Here is an 18059-nt window from a genome sequence, read left to right on the forward strand (position 1 = left end):
CCATTGTGCTTTCCAGGTATGCCGCGATGTCAGGCTACCGGTAAAAGGAGTCGACCATTCCGGAACCTTACTCAGAGGTTCCTTGATTTTCAAACGCCACCTCCCAATGCCAGATAAAGGTTGATTCGATTGGTGAGTAACTGGCGTTTGACAGAGAGATGAGCGCTTTGTGCATTCAATGTGCTGCGATAGCTATCCAGCAGTGTCAGAATTTCAATAATGCCAAGCTGATAAGAATAGATAGCCAATTTTCGGCTCGCTTCCGTTTGTTCGACGGCATGCCGTAGCGCTTTTTCTTGTTCACGCAACCACTCATCCGTGGCCAGCACCTGTTCTACTTCGCGAAAAGCATTGAGTGCCGTGCTCTTGTATAGATTGACAGCTTCCTCCGCGCGTGCCTCGTTCAGATGGATCTCTCCGCGAATACGTCCGCCGGTGAATAGTGGCTGCAGCATTCCGATCACCACATTCCAGGCAAGGGAGCGAGGATCAACCAGATCGGTTAGGGCTGTACTGCGCGTGCCTCCTGCCGCAGTTAGGACAATTCTCGGTAGCAATAGTTTTTTCGAGCTTTCCACGCGGGAGTCGGCAGCCAGCAGGCGATTGAAAGCCGCAATGAGATCGGGCCGCCGCTCGAGCAATTCGGAAGGCAATCCGGAAGGAAGGCCGGGCGGAGGTTCCGGAAGGGTGGAAGCTTCAGTCAGGCGTCCTGCGGGATAACGTCCAAGCAGCACTTCCAACCGGCGGATGACTATCTGGATCTGATTGCGAGCTCCAGTAAGTTCCGACTCAGCGGTGGCGAGGTCGGTGAGCGCAAGGCGCAAGTCCAGGGCATTCGTTATGCCACGTGCAAAGCGTCCACGTACCAGCTGGACAATCGTACGGCGATCTCTGACCGATTGCTCGGCTACCTCGGACTGAAGCCTGGCCTCGGCCAGGTCGAAATAGCTTTGCGCAATTCGTGCTGCCAGGGATAACCGTGCACCATGCAGGTCAGCTGCGATCGCATCGGCGTCCCGAATCGCTGCCTGCCTGAAGTCGCGAATGCGGCCCCATACATCCAGCTCCCAGTTCAGACTGAATATGGCTTCGAATACACTGAATTTTGCCGACCCAAATCCTTGCTCGCGAATTTGTGCTCGCTGGTGATCCGGATTAAAAAATACTTGAGGCCAGAGTAAAGAGCCATCGATTCGCGCCTGGGCTATGGCCGCGTTTACCCGGGTGGCTGCCGCTTTCAGGTCATAGTTGTCAGCCAGCGCGCTATGCACCAGTGCGCTCAAATCAGGGTCGCCAAACGTTTCCACCCAATGTTCCGGCGCCGGTTGGCCGGATTCACCGGTCCCGCTCCAGTGGGCTGGTATTTTAGCTCCAGCATCATCGGTACGCCGCTCCGGCGCTGTTTTGCAACCGCCAATACTTAGCAGGAAAATTGAGAGAATGGTTAGCCCAAGGATCTTTGGCATGTGTTTTCGCCAGATTGAGAGGCCAATTGGTAGCAGGAGTCCAGGGAAGCCTATAGCGGCTAAATTGCCGTGACAAAAATATATAGACGAATCTGCTATCGTCTTACAACAAATTTTGTCTGATTTTTCTGGCACCGTAGATGTAGCTGTTCCATGCAGCAATCGTGGGATTCTGTTCCTATTTATGGGGGGAGCAAAAGATAACCCTGTAAATACAAATTTTTTGATAAGGGTCGGTATCAGCTAAGTGGAACAAACAATTATTATATAGCATTATCTCATGTATGATAATAAGAACAATTCTCGTTAGTGTTTGTGAAGGGGGCTAAATGGTTCTGGATCGCTTCTCAGGCGCAGCTGTGCGGGATTACGTTGAATACCATAATCGTGCGCGCATGAAGGATAGTCGAATTTCTATTTCAGGATTACCGGAACGGCAGGTAATTGAACGTCAAGCCATCAATGCTTCTTCCTATGGCGTGCAGTCGGGATCCGTTTATTTATTCGTCTATTATGTCACCCGCATGGCACTTGATCCGGCGTTCTATTTTTTCGTCAATCCTGCGAGTATTATGTACGCGGATTATCAATAAGGAGATCCATGAACACGCAAGAATATATGTCAAGGTTTAAACGTTTTTACTGGATTACCTTGACGGCATTGTTGGTAGCGGCATCGATCAGGCCTGGTTTTGCGGATGAGGCGCTGAGCAGAAGGGACAGGCAGACAGGCTTCCTGGTTGTGGCAGAGGATCGCGGCTTTATCGGCAATGAAGAAATTATCGATGAGTTCCAGTTATTTGCAAAGACACGCAATGCCTCGTTGATTTTTGTCACCGATGAGCGTACCGGGAAATACCTCAGGAACAGCCTGGATAGGCTGCTGAAGAAAGGGGCTGAGCGCATCGTGGTAATTCCCCTGTTCATTTCCGCGGCGGCGCCGCGCTATGAGCTCGTCCATCAGTTGCTGGAACGCGAGAAGCTCGATGTACCCGTTTCCTACACGCGTCCTTATGGCGAGAGTTACTTTGCGGTTGAGGATCTGGCGGATAAATTCCGTACCATCCCGCAACCGGCGGATACGAATCTGATCGTTGTCGGTTATGGGGCGGTCGATAGCGACAGCGAGCGGAAGATGCAGGCGGACTGGAAGCGTATTGCTGAGAAAGCCGCTGCCGGGTTCGGCTTTGCATCCATCAATATATTGATCGGGCATGATAAAAAGAAAAAAGATGATGATGCAGTAGCGCGCACCGAAAAATTAACGCGGGAGCTGGCTGACGCCGTGAATGGGGATGGTGATGGCGGCCGCAAGACTGTCGTGATACCGTTTCATCTCGGTCCCAAGCTCGACAGCATGATGTCGTTCGATGCGAGACTTCAGCAACTGTTGCCTCCCGGCACTAAATTTCTGGCCGATGGTGGTTCGGAAGTTCGCGCGGATGCCAACTCGGCTACCATAAATTTGGCCACCTGGCTGCAACGTGAAGCCAATCAAAGTCAACCGCTTGCCAGGGAAGACGTCGGTGTTGTCATCCTGTCCCATGGCTCCGACTTCAATTGGAACGAGACCATGCGCGAGGCGGTCCAGCCGTTGATGAAGCAGTATAAAATCGAGTTCGTATTCTCCATGGCGGATCAGCCAACTATTGAACGCGCGCTCCGCAAGCTGGAGCAGCGCGGCGCAAAAGCGGCGGTAATCGTGCGCGTATTTGCCATGGAAAGCAGTTTCCGCAAGCCTGTCGAACGTATGATCGGACTGGATATCGAAGGTGTGGCGCAGGACACCGCAGATGTCCATGCTGGGTATGGTCATAGTCATGGACATGGGGCAGCCCCCTCCGTTCCGGCACCTCGTATTCGCACCAGCCTGCCCATTCAGACGGTGGGCGGCCTGGGTGCCAGCCCCTTGTTTGCCGCCGCGCTGCTTGAACGGGCACGCACACTCTCCAAAAATCCCGCTCGCGACACGGTAATTCTGATCGCGCACGGTTCCGGCAGCGACCACCAGAACGAGCTGTGGACCCAGGCGCTGGAAGATATGGCGGAGCAGATGCGCAAGAGTGGTGGAAAGGAGTTCCATGCAATCCGGGTGGCCACCTGGCGTGAAGACTGGCCCGACAAGCGCGCACCGTGGGTGGACAAAATACGTGCAATGGTTGAGGACGCAAAAACGGAAGGGGGAAAAGCGATCGTCATCCCCGCGCGAACCACCGGGCAAGGCCCTGAAGACAAATTTCTTTCCGGGCTTGAATATGATCTGGGTAGCGGCTTTGCACCGCATCCGATGTTTGTTCAATGGGTAGATGAGCAAGTCAGGGTGGGGCTGGCACGATTCGCTGATATTCGCCGTACCGGTATGACCACGGTGGAGGCGAAGAGTCATTCTCCCTATCCGGAAAAATGGTTATGGTGGTAAGTGCCGCTGGAAACAGGTGTTGGAAAACAGGGGCGGGCAGGCCGGGTTGAGTCAGCCTGCATTCGCTTCCCTACATGGCTTCCCAGGCCTGTAGATCAAGTCATTATAAAATGAGAATCATTTTGCGATAATGCGGTGGATAAAAAGGAGAATGGGAACCCGGCAGTCAACCCCATGCTTCCTTTCTTCCCTCCATCCGATATTAAATACATATATTATAATCAGTATCTTATACGAACTATATGCCGCAATGAGCATCATTGCAATTTACTTCTATTGTAAAAACCTTTTCCTTGTATGATAATAAGAACAATTCTCGTTATTGTTTATAAGTGAAACAGGGGGTGTTAAATGCTTCCGGACCAGCAGTCTGCTGATTTAAGTACAGTTTTTGTCGCTCATCTGGCGCAACTGCGGCGGGTTGCATTGAATATCGTGCGTAATCCCGAGCGAGCAGAGGACATTGTGCAGGATGCTTATATCAAGGCAACCGAAGCGGCGGACATACTAAATATCAAACAACCATTAGCATATCTGCTTCAAATGGTGCGAAATCTCGCGATCGATCGTCATCGGCGGACTGCGTTTGAGACAGGGCTTTTTGAAAGCGAGGAAGAAGGGCTGCACGTTCCTGCCCTGATAGGAGCGCCAGAGGCGACTGCGATCAGCCGGCAGCATCTGACGCTGATTGCACACGCTTTATCGGAGCTCCCTGAACGGACGAGACAGGTTTTTGAACTCCATCGCCTCGACGGGCATACGCACTGCGCAATTGCTTCCAAGCTGGATATCTCGACTTCTCTGGTGAATATCCTGATCCATGATGCAATGGATCATTGCCGGGCCGCGCTTCGATCCATCTGATCTCATTTCTCCGTCGATAAATTCTCAATGTCAGTTACAATCACCTTGTATGGTTAATAGTCAATTTAGACTAAACCAGGAAGATTCCAGGCATCTATATAGATCGATCTGGTCACAAGGTGAACCTTATGGCAAATTCACGCCATGACGATATTGTCTGGCAAACCGCGGTCGAGTGGATCATACGCAAACATGAGTCGCCATTGGACAGTGTTGCTGAGGATGAATTGATCGCCTGGCTGGAAAAGGATCCTGTCAATCGCGCGGCTTATGAGGAAGCTTCCCATGTGTGGCGGTTGACGGGTCTGGTTCCACGCTCTGATGAACCTGAATAAACAGGATCAGGGGCCGAAGCCCCCTTTTACCTACTCAAACTTAACGTTCGATAAAAGCTTTCCTGCGGCGAGCCATCGCACCCACCAGGCCTAAGCCGGCCAATAACATGGCGTAGGTTTCTGGTTCAGGTACCACGGAAACGCCCGACAGTCTGATACGGTAGTCCTCATTGAGAGTCACCACATCACCCGGAGCGACAGGCGCCCATCCTGTTAAAGGTGAAGCGCCACCAGGACCGGAAGCACCGATAACTGATGTAAAGGGAGCGCTGGTATTAGGAGCGATATAATGGTCGGGAGTGGTGCCATTGCCACTGGTAGGGGTGGTGTCAAGACCAAATATCGCCAAATAGTACCAGCCTGGTGCCTGAGGGCCGAGGAGGCTGCCGGCGGGTAATCCCGCATTGGAATCACCGAGGCGTGCATCGTCATTTCCATATACTCCGAAACCGCCTTGATTAAAAAGTGCGAGAACCGAATCAAAGTTACCGGAGACAGAGGTTACGGACGCAGAGAAGATGGTGGGATCGGAAATGAAGATCTTGTACAGATCGACATCTGCATTGGTCGAAACAGCACCCCTGATATTTCTCAGGGGACCATTGCCGAGGGGCTCTTGTGCCGTGCCAAGCAATTGACCCGCATCGCCTGCTTCCTGCCAGTTAACCGCATGTGCCGGGTTGACAAGCAGCGATAATGTTAACAGGGATGCTGTGACGCCCGCTTTCTTGAAGAAGTTGCTATTAAGTTTTGAGTCCATTAAATTACCCTCCATATTTAACTATAAAAATTTCTAAAAATTATTATTAACTTATTGCCAGAACAAATCATCGCAATAACCGCGTCGTCTCTGAAAATTTCACCCCCATTGTCAAGTTATTAAAAATACCCATGACTCTTTTGAAGCTGGCCACAATGTGGCTGCGCGCTATTTCGTTCGTGGCAGTCTTTCCCATCAACTGCATCGCTTATCCATAAGAACCAGCGAGCCTTTGCTCTTCTTGTCTCCCGCTATTCGGACAGCGGGAGTGCGGTCGTCGAAGATATTCTGATCTCCAATACGTAACTCTATTTACTCTAACGCAGTGGCATTAATGATATCGTAGTTAATAATGATAACGATTGTCATTATCGTTAATATTGAGGAACAAGCAAGTTTTTTTTCTTTGTACTTTCCTCGTCCTGATTCGTCTAGGTGAATAAGAAGCATTCTGATCTACTGGATCGGGAATTTATCTGTAGTTATCAAATTCAGGAATCCGTTATGACAAGTTGTTTTGATCGTGAAGACGGGATATTTCGCGTCCTGATTAATCACGAAGAGCAGTATTCAATCTGGCCGGAATGGAAAGCCATACCGGGTGGCTGGCGTGACACGGAAATAGCCGGTGACAAAAAAACCTGTCTGGAATATATCGAAAGAGTCTGGACCGACATGCGGCCTTTGAGTCTACGGCGCTTCATGGACGAACAGGCATCGGGAGCGGGCCAGTAATGCCGGCACCGTTGACACTATTCAGTTTGCCTTGTGCAGGCGCCAGTGCAGCCATGTACTTACGCTGGCGGCGCAGGCTGCCCTCATGGGTGAGGGTGCAGCCGATCGAGTTGCCTGGTCGCGGAGAACGTCTGCATGAAACGCCCGAGAAGACTTTTGATGCGCTGGCTGCACGCTTATGTGATGAGCTTGCAATGAATCCATCGCAGCGATATGCCCTCTTCGGGCATAGCATGGGGGCCTTGCTGGCTTACCGGGTTGCCCATTGTCTGCGTGCGAGAATGCGGCCCTTGCCGGTGGCCTTATTGGTATCCGCGTGTGCTGCACCCTCGCAGCAGGATTGGAAACGTTATGCTGACAAGGATAGCGACGCATCTCTCATAGCTGAACTTCGCAAGCAGGATGGGACACCGGAAGAGGTGTTCGGGAATCCTGAGCTACTGTCCATGACGCTGGGTTTGCTGGGTGCGGATTATCGTATTTGCGCGAGCTTCCGCTATCAGAAATTTCCGCCGCTGCCGCTCCCTATCCATATTTTTAGCGGGCGCGCGGATGAGATTGACGTGTCCAAACTCGAGGCATGGCGACTTGAAAGTGCCGCGAATTGCTCCCTGGATTGGTTCGAGGGCGGTCATTTCTTTCCCCGGTTGCATGAAGAGGCATTTCTTTCCACTCTGGCGCAACGTCTGGCGGGAGATGCCGCCCAGTTATCCGATGTCCCCCATGCAGCGCTTGCCTCTTCCTGAAACTGTTCCTTCCGGCGTTGAAGTCTGGTTACTTAAAATGAATCTGCAGACGCCGGTATCGGATTCGGATCTGGTTCTGCTAAGCGAGGACGAACTTGCCTACGCATCACGGTTTCGCAGGCATGAAGACCAGGTACGTTCAGTCACAACGCGGGCGGCTTTGCGGCGAATACTGGGTTCGCGGCTCGAGTTACCGCCGGACACGCTGAGGTTTATTGCAAATCACCATGGCAAGCCTTTTCTACAGGATGATGCTGGAATCGAGTTTAACGTCTCGCATGCCGGTTACTTTGCTCTGATTGCGCTTTCGACAGGCGGACAGGTTGGCGTGGATATTGAATCACGCGATCACGAGATCGATGTAAAAAGTCTGGGTGCCTATGTTTTTTCGCCATTGGAACGTAAGTCCGGATTAAAGACAGATGAAGACTTTATTAAGCACTGGGTTGCAAAAGAATCGGTGTTGAAAGCCCTGGGTGAGGGAATTTCCGAGCATTTGCAGGCTATTTCCATTCTGCCAGGTGAGGGGGAATGCTACCGCATCGAACACGAGCGTCCCGAGTGGTCGGGCATAAAAGCATGGTCCATTAAGGCGCCTGATGGTTACGCCGCGGCACTGGCGGTTAAAAATGATGCAGCGTTTTCTGCGCTAAAGACATTCCAATCGTAGCCGGTTGCGGCCATAGATATCACCCCCGCATTTCCTGAAATACAGAGTAATCGGTATCGATTTCCATATAAATTTTGATTGTTCGCCAGTTGTGACGACTTACAGGGATTCTCCATGAATGCAAGGTTGATTTCGCATCGCAGTTATCCGGTAAACATGGTTACGCATCTACTGGCGCTTGCATCGACGCGTCCAAATGATACCGCGCTGATTGTGGTGCGCCCGGAGAATTCACAGAGTGGTGCAGCTGTTGATACAAAAATCAGTTATAGAGCACTGGATCGGCATGTCCGCGCACTGGCTGCCATCCTTCAGGAGCGCTTTGCAGCAGGGGAACGGGCGTTGCTCTTGCTGGATAACGACGAGCATTATGTCATTGGCTTCTTTGCCTGCCTGTATGCCGGCTTGATCGCCGTACCCGTTTTTCCGCCCGAATCGACACGTGAGCGGCATCTGGCAAGATTGCTTGCGATCGCTACCGATGCGAAGGCATGTTGCGTGCTCACCACGAGCGAGATTCTGCCTCTGATCGGTAGCGCGGAGCAATTTGCCCAAGTCTCAATGGTCGCGGTAGATGCGGTGAAACCCGATGAGGCTTTCGCCTGGCATCCGCATGTTCCCCGAGATGACGACATTGCCTTCCTGCAATACACCTCCGGATCGACTTCCATGCCAAAAGGGGTGATGGTCAGTCACGGCAATCTGATGGCGAATGCGAGAGCGCTTGAGGAGGGCATGTCGATGAATGCGGAGGACATATGGCTGAGCTGGCTACCTCTCTACCACGACATGGGTTTGATTGGAGGGTTATTGCAGCCTGTTTATCGGGGCATACCTGCCATACTGATGACGCCCAGGTTTTTTATCGAACGGCCCGTGCGTTGGCTGGAAGCGATCTCGCGTCATCGCGCCACTGTCAGCGGTGCACCGGATTTTGCTTTTCGGCTATGTGTGGAACGAGTCAGGGACGCGCAGATGCGGGAACTCGATTTGTCGAGTTGGCGCATTGCTTTCTCGGGCGCGGAGCCGGTACGGTATGACACGACGAGTGCGTTTATTGAACGGTTTGCGCCAGTGGGATTTGCGGCAAATGCTATTTATCCCTGTTATGGTCTGGCTGAGGCGACGCTCTTTGTCACCGGCGGTACGCGCGGGGATGGCATGGAAGCCCACCATTTCTCAGCCGAGATGCTGGCCCAAGGCAATGCCGAAGTAGTGGAGCATGGGACGCCCCTCGTGGCCTGCGGCATGCCGGTATCACATCACGCGATAAGGATCGTCGAGCCGGAAACGCTGGACCCGTTGACGGATGGCAGCATCGGCGAAATCTGGACAAATGGCCCAAGCCTCGCCTGCGGCTACTGGCAACGGCCCGGGGAAACGGCGGACACCTTTGTCAGTCATGAAGGCAGGCGCTGGTTGCGCACCGGGGATCTTGGGTTCGTTCATGCCGGGCAGCTATACATTGCCGGACGGCGCAAGGATCTCATTATTGTACGCGGGCAGAATATTTATCCGCAGGATCTCGAACAGATCGTGGAAGAAGAGGTCGAGGCCGCACGGAAGGGGCGAGTTGCAGCCTTTCCGGTGGACACTGCGGAAGGCGAAGGTATCGGAGTTGCGGTAGAGATATCCCGTGGCATGCAAAAACTTGTTTCCGTTGAAACGCTGGTAAAGGCACTCAGCGAAGCAGTCAGCGCCAGCTGTCACGAGCCACTCTCGGTGATTGTGCTACTGAATCCGGGTGCTCTGCCCAAGACTTCCAGCGGGAAGCTGCAGCGCGCCGCGTGTCGTCAGGGATGGCGTGAGCGCACACTGGACGCCTATGCGATTTATGAACACGGCAGCTACCTGCTGGGTGGCGGCATACAGCCAGTACAAGCGTTAACAGATGAAACCGAGATTGCGCTGGCGGCTATCTGGGAAACGGTGCTGAAACGCACGGGACTCGTGCGTGAGGATCATTTCTTTGCGATCGGCGGCAATTCACTTGCCGCAGTACAGGCTGCCGCGCGTATCGCCGATCGCTGGGAGATCGATTTTCCGGTACGGAGCCTGTTTGAAAGTTCGCGGTTGCATGAGTGCGCGATGGAGATCAAGCATCGTTTGGCGACGGGCACCCCCCGGCGCAACGCCGATATCCGAATCCTGCCGACCGAATACAGAGCGCATTCCTTACCGTTATCTTTCGGTCAGCAACGTCAATGGTTCCTTTGGCAACTGGACCCATCAAGTACCGCATATCATATTAAGCATGCGTTGCGATTAACCGGGATGCTGGATATCCAGGCACTGCACGCAGGTTTCGATGGCCTTATGGAACGCCACGAATCATTGCGAACGGTTTTTCGTCCGGGGAAGGATGGGGCGGCTGAACAAGTGATTCAACCGGTGTTGCAGATTGATATTGTGCATCTTGATTTACGCCAGGTGGCTGTTTCAGAACGTGAAATGCAGGCTGCCCAAGAAGCGCAACGAATCGTCGCGACTCCTTTCGATCTCACCCAGGGTCCGCTGCTTCGGGTAGCACTGCTTCGAATCGCCGATCAGGAGAATATCCTGGTGATAGTCATGCATCACATCGTCTCTGACGGCGCTTCGATGCAGATTCTAGTTGATGAGTTTGCGGCGCGTTATCTGGCCCATGTGCAAGGAAAAAGCGTGCACCTTGAGGCACTGCCCATCCAGTATTCCGATTATGCCATTTGGCAGAGAGGCTGGCTGGATGCGGGGGAGAGGGGCAGACAACTTGCCTACTGGCGTGATTATCTGGGAAATGTCCATCCCGTACTCGCGCTGCCCGCCGATCATCCGCGGAAACCGATAGCACATTACCAGGCGGCACGGCACGCCTTCGACCTGCCTGCGGATCTGGTGAGTGCATTGCGCCGAATGGCGCAGGATCGGGGCGCAACACTTTTTATGGCTTTATTGGCGGGCTTTAATGCTTTGTTGTACCGTCACACGGGACAGCAAGATATTCGTGTCGGTGTGCCGATAGCCAATCGCAATCGGGTTGAAACCTCGAGCCTGATCGGCTTCTTCGTGAACACTCAGGTATTGCGCAGCGAAATACATGGCCGTATGGTTCTTGCCGACGTTCTGAACCAGGTACGGGAAGCTGCCATTGATGCCCAAGCCTGTCAGGACCTGCCGTTCGAGCAATTGGTTGAGGCATTGCAGCCGGAGCGAAGCCTGAGTCATAGTCCGCTTTTTCAAGTGACGATCAACCATTTGCGCAGGGATTATCGTGCACTTCAGCAGCTTCCCGGGCTCACGATGACCGGCTACGATCTCGCTGAGCAGGCGGCTCAGTTCGAGTTGATCCTGGAAACCATTGAGTCGCCGGATGGCGGTGTGCAAGCCAGCTTCATTCATGCTTCCGAGCTCTTTGATTCCCGGACCGTTGAGCGGCTGGCTCGGCACTACGTTCATATACTGCGGATGCTGGCCGGGCAGCCGGAGCGATCCATTGCCGACATCGATCTGCTTAGCGAAAGTGACAAGGGACAGCTTCGAGCCTGGGGTATCCATGACCAGCGCTTTGCGGCGACACAACCTGTCCATCAGTTGATTGAACGGCAGGCGGAGAAATGCCCTGATGCTGTCGCGGTGATTTTCGATAGTACCGAATTAAGCTACGCGGAACTGAATCGCAGATCGAACCGGCTGGCACATCGACTCATTGGCCTCGGGGTAAAGCCGGAAGTCAGGGTCGGCATCGCCGTGGAACGTTCCCTCGAGATGATAGTCGGTCTTCTGGCCGTCCTTAAGGCAGGTGGCGGATATGTGCCTTTCGATCCGGAATATCCGCGGGATCGCCTGAATTACATGATGGAAGATAGCGATATTCAGTTGCTGCTCACACAAAACTCTGTCAAGGCACGCATCCCGCGCCCCTCAAAGCTTGACGTGCTGGGAATTGACACCCTTGATTTGAGTGTTGGAATAGAAACCAACCCGGACGTGGCATTGCATGGTGAAAATTCTGCCTATGTGATCTATACCTCCGGTTCGACTGGCAGACCCAAGGGCGTGGTGGTTCCCCACGGTCCCCTGGCAATGCATTTGACAGCCATCAGCGAGATTTACGATGTTCAACCCGGGGATCGAGAATTGATGTTTTTCTCGCTAAATTTCGACGCCGCCGCGGAACAATGGATGACCCCCTTATGTGGAGGTGCGACGATTGTGCTGTCATCCGCACGGGGACTGGCAAGCGATCATTTCACCGACCTGATTACGACGCATCGGGTAACCACGCTGCACCTGCCGCCCGCTTACTTGCGGCTGCTCCTACCCATCGAGCGCGGAAACGGCGCTTCAGTCCGTACATGTATCGCGGGAGGGGAAGCATGGTTTGCTGCAGATCTTGCCGCGACCCAGGCGGCATTCAAGAACGTTCGGCTGGTGAATGCCTATGGCCCGACAGAAACGATTATTACACCCACCGCCTGGACAGGCAATGCCGCGGCGGGCATCGATGGGGATTATGCCCCCATCGGCCGGCCGGTGGGCGATCGAAACGCATATGTGCTCGATGAAGAACTCAATCTCGTTCCTCCCGGCATTACAGGCGAGCTCTACATAGGAGGATCGGGTCTGGCGCGGGGTTATCTCAATCGTCCAGCATTGACCGGCGAGCGATTTGTTGCCGACCCATTCAGTCAGACTGGAGGGCGCCTTTACCGCACGGGCGACCGGGTGCGTTGGCGGATGGATGGGCAGCTGGAATATGTAGGCCGCCTGGACCATCAAATCAAGGTACGTGGCTTTCGCATCGAATTAGGTGAAATCGAAGCTCAGTTGCTAGCACAGACTGGTGTACGCGACGCAGCGGTGGTGGCGCAGGAGAGCCGCAATGGCACGCGCTTGATCGCGTATGTGGCAGCTCATGCCGGGATACTGCTTAATTCCGCACTGCTTAAGACTGCGCTTGGCACAGTGCTTCCCGAATACATGCTTCCAAGTTTGTTTGTTTTTCTGGATGTGCTGCCACTCAGTCCCAACGGCAAGGTCGACCGGATGGGATTGCCTCCGCCTGAGCAGTTAAACGAACAGGATTACGATCCGCCTATTAGCAGAATGGAAACACTGATCTCGGATGTCTTGGCCGAAATTCTGGAGATTCCCCGTGTAGGATTGCATAACAATTTTTTCGATCTTGGCGGTCATTCATTGTTATTGATCAAAGTGCAATGCAAGCTGGAGGAACGCCTAAGCACCCGCATTGCCATTATCGATCTCTTTAAATACACCACGGTTGCCAGTCTGGCAAAATTTCTCGGGCAGGAACGGACAGAACACGTGTCCTTGCCGCACCATCAGGAACGGGCACAGCGTCAACGAGGTGCTTTTATTCAACGCAAGCCGAAAGCAGGGAGGATTCATTGATGCACCATGAAGACGAGTTATCAGAGGACACAGGCATCGAAATTGCGATTATTGGCATGGCGGGCCGTTTTCCTGGTGCGGACGATGTCAACGCCTTCTGGCGCAACCTGCGGGATGGGGTAGAGTCAATCACTTCATTTAGCGATGATGATTTGCTGGCACGCGGTATTCCAGCCAAGCAACTGGATGATCCGCTTTATGTAAAAGCGGGTGCAAGCCTGGATGGTGTAGATCTTTTTGACGCTTCTTTCTTTGGTTACACCCCGCGCGAGGCAGCGGAGATGGATCCGCAACATCGGCTCTTCCTGGAGACCGCATGGCAGGCGCTGGAAGATGCGGGCTATGATGCTTCGGCTTACCGGGATCTAATTGGCGTCTATGCAGGCTGCGGTGTGAATACTTATCTGCTGCTCAATCTGCTTTCCAGTGGGCATTTCTCGGACATGCAGGACATATCCTCGTTGCAAGGGTTGATGAATGGTAATAACAAGGATTCGATGACCACGACCGTCTCCTACAAACTCAATCTGCGCGGACCGGGAATAACGGTGCAAACCGCCTGTTCCACCTCGCTAGCGGCGATCCACGTCGCTTGCCGGGGATTGCTCAACCATGAAGCGGACATGGCCATAGCGGGCGGCGTCTGGGTCAATCTCCTGCATGAGGGCGGTTATCATTACCAGGCTGGCGCTATTCTTTCACCTGACGGTCATTGCCGTGCCTTCGACGCGCAGGCAGCGGGCACCGTGATTGGCAGCGGGGTGGGGATCGTGGTGCTGAAACGTCTGGCTGACGCCGTGGCGGATGGCGATACGATTCACGCGGTAGTCAAGGGTTCGGCGATTAATAATGATGGCTCGGCCAAGGTGGGCTACACGGCACCCAGCGTGGAAGGGCAGGCAGAGGTTATTCTTGCCGCCCAGGCAATTGCGGGCGTATCCGCTGACACGATCAGTTATGTGGAAGCGCACGGCACCGGCACCACGATGGGTGATCCCATCGAGATCGCAGCATTGACGCAGGCGTTCCGCGAGAGCACGGAACGGCGCGGATTTTGCGGCATTGGTTCGGTCAAGACCAACGTAGGGCATCTTGATGCCGCGGCGGGTGTTGCCGGTCTGATCAAAACCGTGATGGCGCTGGAACATCGGACTCTTCCACCGAGCCTGAATTTTGAACGGCCCAATCCACAGATCGATTTTTCCACCAGCCCTTTCTACGTTAATACTATCGGTAAGACATGGCCTGAGGGTTCGACGCCACGCCGTGCGGGAGTCAGTTCGTTCGGCATCGGTGGCACCAATGTTCATGTGGTCCTGGAAGAAGCTCCGCCAGCAAAACCTTCCGGGCCTTCCCGCAATTGGCAGATACTTGCGCTTTCCGCGCGCAGCGGCAATGCCCTAGAGGCAATGGCTGCCCGTTTAAGTGATCAACTGGAAACTCATCCCGAAGTGCCCCTGGCGGATGTCGCCTATACGCTCCAGACCGGCAGAAAATGCTTCTCCCAGCGAGCCATCGCTCTTTGCCGCGACAATGAGGACGCGATCAATCTTTTGGAAAGCCGTGATGCGGAACGCTTTCTTGTCCGGCAAGTGGCGTTCGAAAATCCTCCGGTGGTATTTCTTTTTCCGGGACAGGGTGCCCAGCACGTCGATATGGCTCGTGATCTTTATGAGAACGAACCAGTTTTCCGGCAGGAATTCGATCGTTGTCTCGATTTGTTGAAACCGCATCTTGATTTCGATCTGCTGACGCTTCTCTATCCAGGCGAGGATGAGGCGGAACAGGCTGCGTCGGCGGTGCGCCTTGCGCAAACAGAAGCTACGCAGCCAGCTCTTTTTGTCATTGAATATGCGCTGGCGCGGCTATGGATGTCATGGGGCGTCATGCCCACGGCCATGATAGGTCACAGTATTGGCGAATACGTTGCCGCATGCCTGGCTGATGTGTTCTCGCTGGAGGATGCATTGCATCTGGTCTCGATGCGAGGACGTTTATTGCAGCGCATGGAATCTGGGGCAATGCTTGCGGTTATGTTGCCGGAAGCAGAAATAACACCCTACTTGAACGTTGACTGTGACTTGGCCGCAGTCAATGGACCGGAGCTTTGCGTTTTATCCGGCTCGTTGACGGCGATGGAAACCGTGGAAGCGAGCCTGGAAAGTAAAGGTATCGCAAGCCGGCGATTGCATGTCTCCCATGCATTCCACTCGGCGATGATAGAGCCTATGTTGCCCGCTTTCATCGATATGGTCGGAAAGATTGCGCCACGTCAGCCAAAAATTTCATTCCTCTCCAATCTCAGCGGTGACTGGATTACTCCCCAGGAGGCGACTGATCCCAGTTATTGGAGACGGCATTTGCGCGGGACGGTGCGCTTTGGCGATGGCCTGCACGAATTACTGAGCAATCCAGCTCGAATTCTGCTGGAGGTCGGCCCAGGGGAAACTTTGACCAAGCTCGCGCAACGGCATCCCGACGTGAGTCCGGAGCAGGTCATTCTTTCATCGCTACCTCATCCGGGCAAAGCCCACCTGGCGCATAGGCATCTGTATCTTAGCCTTGGCAAACTTTGGTTGAGCGGCGTTGCCATCAACTGGCAAAATTTTTATGCTGAAGAGCATCGCCATCGTGTTCCGCTGCCCACGTACCCTTTCGAGCGCCAATCGTACTGGGTTAAACCTGGCGCAGCAAGCGATCATGCCCGCCATACGGTCGAGAATAGAGCCGGAGCGCGGATGGACGACGGGAATAAGTCAGGGGTTAGATCGCTGGATGACTGGTTTTACGCGCCCTCATGGCGGCGTGCCGATAAGGTGGCACTTACTCCTGACAGCTTTTCTTCAGATCCGGCCGAAGGCCTGATCGTTTTCAAGGACGGGCATCATCTCGGCACCGCACTGATCACGCATCTATTAAGCAGTGGAATCCACCCCATCGTGGTTTCCGCTGGTTCGGCATTTCGTCGGCGGGATAAGGATCATTACACGATCTGCCCCGGTGAGCGGCATGATTACGATCTTTTATTGAGTGCTATCCGCGATGATGGAAGGGCGATCGACCATATCTTCCATCTCTGGAGCATCACTGCGGATACCGAAGGGCAGTCACTTGCCGAGAGTCAGGCGAGGAATTTTTTCAGTTTGTTTTATCTCGCACAAGCGTTGGAGGGCGTCCGGGCACTTATTCCTGCGGGTAAAAAAGTGGAAATCACGGTTATAACCGATCAACTAGAGGATGTGACGGGCAATGAACAATTGCGTCCGGAAAAAGCAATGGTGCTCGGACCGTGCAAAGTCATTCCACAGGAATATTCCCATCTTGCCTGCCGTATTATAGATATCGAATTACAACCCGCTGACCCGGTTGCGGAGGCCAGGCTTGTCAAGCAGATTCTGGCGGAATCACAAACCGATTCCATCTCATCCGTCGTCGCCTATCGGGGTCCGCACCGCTGGATCCAATGTTTCGATCAAATTTGCAACCCCGCGCCCCTGCGCTCTTGCCTCAGACAAGAGGGTGTCTATTTTATCACGGGGGGACTGGGTGGGGTCGGCCTCACGCTGGCTGAGCATCTGGCCAAAACGCGCCAGGCAAAACTCGTATTGCTGGGGCGTTCGCAGTTTCCATCGCGGGAAAACTGGCCGCGGTTGCTATCAGATACCGGTAACGGGGATTCAACGCGCCGAAAGATAGAGAAGATCATGCATCTCGAAACGCTGGGTGCCGAAGTGCTGGTATTACAAGCGGATGTCGCAATCCAGGCCGAGTTGAAAGCGGCTGTCGCACAGGTACGTCAACGCTTCGGTGCAATTCACGGTGTTATTCATGCCGCGGGCGAAGTCGGCAGTGGGCTGATATCGGCCAAAACAGAAGCGATGGTGGCACAAATATTCTCTCCGAAGGTGCAAGGAATGCGTGCGTTGCAAGCCGTATTCAAGGATGAGGCGCTGGACTTCATGTTGTTGTGCTCATCACTTGCGGCTATCGCGGGAGGTCTCAGCAAGGTGGATTATTGCGCAGCCAATGCCTATCTTGATGCTGTGGCCCGTGCTGCTTACCGTGAAACCGGGTTTCCCATGATCTCGGTTAACTGGGACGGCTGGCGGGAAGTGGGCATGGCGGCAAATATGGCATTGCCAGCTGGAGTAGGGATTGCGCCACTTGAGGGAGTCGAGGCTTTCGAGCGCATTCTGAACGGTGTGATGAGACCTCAAGTAATCGTGTCCACGGTTGATCTGAGCGAAAGGCTTAGCCAGACCCAGGATGACCTGATTGCTCAGCCTCTAGAATTCGATATGGCCACGAAGCGGGAGAGATATCCAAGGCCTGCATTGCAGACAATTCTTAAATTGCCCGACGGCGAACTGGAGAAAGGTATCGCGGAGATCTGGCAGAACCTGCTCGGAATGGATGTAATCGGTGTCGACGATAATCTATTCGAACTGGGCGGTGATTCTTTGCTGGGTATACAGCTCCTTTCCAGGGTCCGGGTAGGTTTTGGCGTTGATCTTCATCCGGCCGATTTCTTCAGGTCACCCACCATTGCAGGCCTGGCGGCGCTGGTGGAGACAAAACTGATCGATGAGATAGAGTATTCATGATTTTTCTTGAATGGGTTTGTATCAATGACCACGTAGAGTTCTGTCATTGTGGTTTTCATGTCCCTG

At 53.6% G+C, this 18059-nt stretch carries 11 protein-coding genes; 9 read left to right on the forward strand and 2 right to left on the reverse strand.

Translation table 11 applies throughout. The features are described 5' to 3' along the window. Window positions 1–89: 89 nt before the first annotated feature. On the reverse strand, window positions 90–1466 hold the full coding sequence (locus tag BLR00_RS07500; RefSeq protein ID WP_074631795.1) for an efflux transporter outer membrane subunit: 1377 nt from the start codon (window positions 1464–1466) through the stop codon (window positions 90–92). A gap of 329 nt (window positions 1467–1795) precedes the next feature. On the opposite strand from BLR00_RS07500, the gene BLR00_RS07505 reads away from it, so the two are divergent. The 4 genes from BLR00_RS07505 (at window position 1796) to BLR00_RS07520 (ending at window position 5084) form a co-directional block, all read left to right on the forward strand. Next, on the forward strand, window positions 1796–2059 hold the full coding sequence (locus BLR00_RS07505) for a hypothetical protein (RefSeq protein WP_074631796.1): 264 nt from the start codon (window positions 1796–1798) through the stop codon (window positions 2057–2059). An 8-nt stretch (window positions 2060–2067) separates the two neighbouring features. Then, complete coding sequence (locus BLR00_RS07510) at window positions 2068–3885, forward strand: sirohydrochlorin chelatase (protein ID WP_074631797.1); 1818 nt, start codon at window positions 2068–2070, stop codon at window positions 3883–3885. Window positions 3886–4236: 351 nt separating this feature from the next. Next, the gene (locus BLR00_RS07515; protein ID WP_074631798.1) at window positions 4237–4749 is read left to right on the forward strand and encodes an RNA polymerase factor sigma-70; all 513 of its coding nucleotides are present in this window, start codon (window positions 4237–4239) and stop codon (window positions 4747–4749) included. 128 nt (window positions 4750–4877) lie between these two features. Continuing rightward, on the forward strand, window positions 4878–5084 hold the full coding sequence (locus tag BLR00_RS07520; protein WP_074631799.1) for a FecR/PupR family sigma factor regulator: 207 nt from the start codon (window positions 4878–4880) through the stop codon (window positions 5082–5084). Between the two features lie 40 nt (window positions 5085–5124). On the opposite strand, the gene BLR00_RS16625 is transcribed toward BLR00_RS07520, so the two are convergent. Then, window positions 5125–5844 carry a DVUA0089 family protein gene (locus BLR00_RS16625; RefSeq protein ID WP_176759945.1) on the reverse strand — a complete coding sequence of 240 codons (720 nt, stop codon included), beginning with the start codon at window positions 5842–5844 and terminating at the stop codon, window positions 5125–5127. Between the two features lie 504 nt (window positions 5845–6348). Here BLR00_RS16625 and BLR00_RS07530 point away from each other — a divergent pair. The 5 genes from BLR00_RS07530 to BLR00_RS07550 all read left to right on the forward strand — a co-directional run bounded on the left by BLR00_RS07530 (window position 6349) and on the right by BLR00_RS07550 (window position 17993). Beyond that, window positions 6349–6579, forward strand: coding sequence for an MbtH family protein (locus BLR00_RS07530; RefSeq protein WP_074631800.1), 231 nt, complete (start codon window positions 6349–6351; stop codon window positions 6577–6579). Beyond that, a complete protein-coding gene (locus BLR00_RS07535) occupies window positions 6579–7325 on the forward strand; it encodes a thioesterase II family protein (protein WP_074631801.1) in 747 nt (248 codons plus the stop codon). The genes BLR00_RS07530 and BLR00_RS07535 overlap by 1 nt, the downstream gene beginning before the upstream one ends. A gap of 37 nt (window positions 7326–7362) precedes the next feature. Continuing rightward, window positions 7363–7995 (forward strand): 4'-phosphopantetheinyl transferase family protein, encoded by a 633-nt coding sequence (locus BLR00_RS07540; RefSeq protein ID WP_176759946.1) that lies wholly within the window; start codon window positions 7363–7365, stop codon window positions 7993–7995. A gap of 114 nt (window positions 7996–8109) precedes the next feature. After that, window positions 8110–13389: a non-ribosomal peptide synthetase gene (locus BLR00_RS07545; protein WP_074631803.1), complete on the forward strand. Its 5280-nt coding sequence runs from the start codon at window positions 8110–8112 to the stop codon at window positions 13387–13389. Further along, window positions 13389–17993, forward strand: coding sequence for a type I polyketide synthase (locus BLR00_RS07550; RefSeq protein ID WP_074631804.1), 4605 nt, complete (start codon window positions 13389–13391; stop codon window positions 17991–17993). Before BLR00_RS07545 ends, BLR00_RS07550 begins: the two co-directional genes overlap by 1 nt. The last annotated feature ends 66 nt before the right edge of the window (window positions 17994–18059 follow it).

The organism is Nitrosospira multiformis (assembly GCF_900103165.1).
Classification (GTDB): Bacteria; Pseudomonadota; Gammaproteobacteria; order Burkholderiales; family Nitrosomonadaceae; genus Nitrosospira; species Nitrosospira multiformis_D.

Coding starts and splice junctions, on each gene's coding strand:
- BLR00_RS07535 (WP_074631801.1), top strand. CDS start 6,579: ATGCCGGCACCGTTGACACTATTCAGTTTGCCTTGTGCAGGCGCCAGT.
- BLR00_RS07550 (WP_074631804.1), top strand. CDS start 13,389: ATGCACCATGAAGACGAGTTATCAGAGGACACAGGCATCGAAATTGCG.
- BLR00_RS07500 (WP_074631795.1), bottom strand. CDS start 1,466: ATGCCAAAGATCCTTGGGCTAACCATTCTCTCAATTTTCCTGCTAAGT.
- BLR00_RS07520 (WP_074631799.1), top strand. CDS start 4,878: ATGGCAAATTCACGCCATGACGATATTGTCTGGCAAACCGCGGTCGAG.
- BLR00_RS07515 (WP_074631798.1), top strand. CDS start 4,237: ATGCTTCCGGACCAGCAGTCTGCTGATTTAAGTACAGTTTTTGTCGCT.
- BLR00_RS07505 (WP_074631796.1), top strand. CDS start 1,796: ATGGTTCTGGATCGCTTCTCAGGCGCAGCTGTGCGGGATTACGTTGAA.
- BLR00_RS16625 (WP_176759945.1), bottom strand. CDS start 5,844: ATGGACTCAAAACTTAATAGCAACTTCTTCAAGAAAGCGGGCGTCACA.
- BLR00_RS07530 (WP_074631800.1), top strand. CDS start 6,349: ATGACAAGTTGTTTTGATCGTGAAGACGGGATATTTCGCGTCCTGATT.
- BLR00_RS07510 (WP_074631797.1), top strand. CDS start 2,068: ATGAACACGCAAGAATATATGTCAAGGTTTAAACGTTTTTACTGGATT.
- BLR00_RS07545 (WP_074631803.1), top strand. CDS start 8,110: ATGAATGCAAGGTTGATTTCGCATCGCAGTTATCCGGTAAACATGGTT.
- BLR00_RS07540 (WP_176759946.1), top strand. CDS start 7,363: ATGAATCTGCAGACGCCGGTATCGGATTCGGATCTGGTTCTGCTAAGC.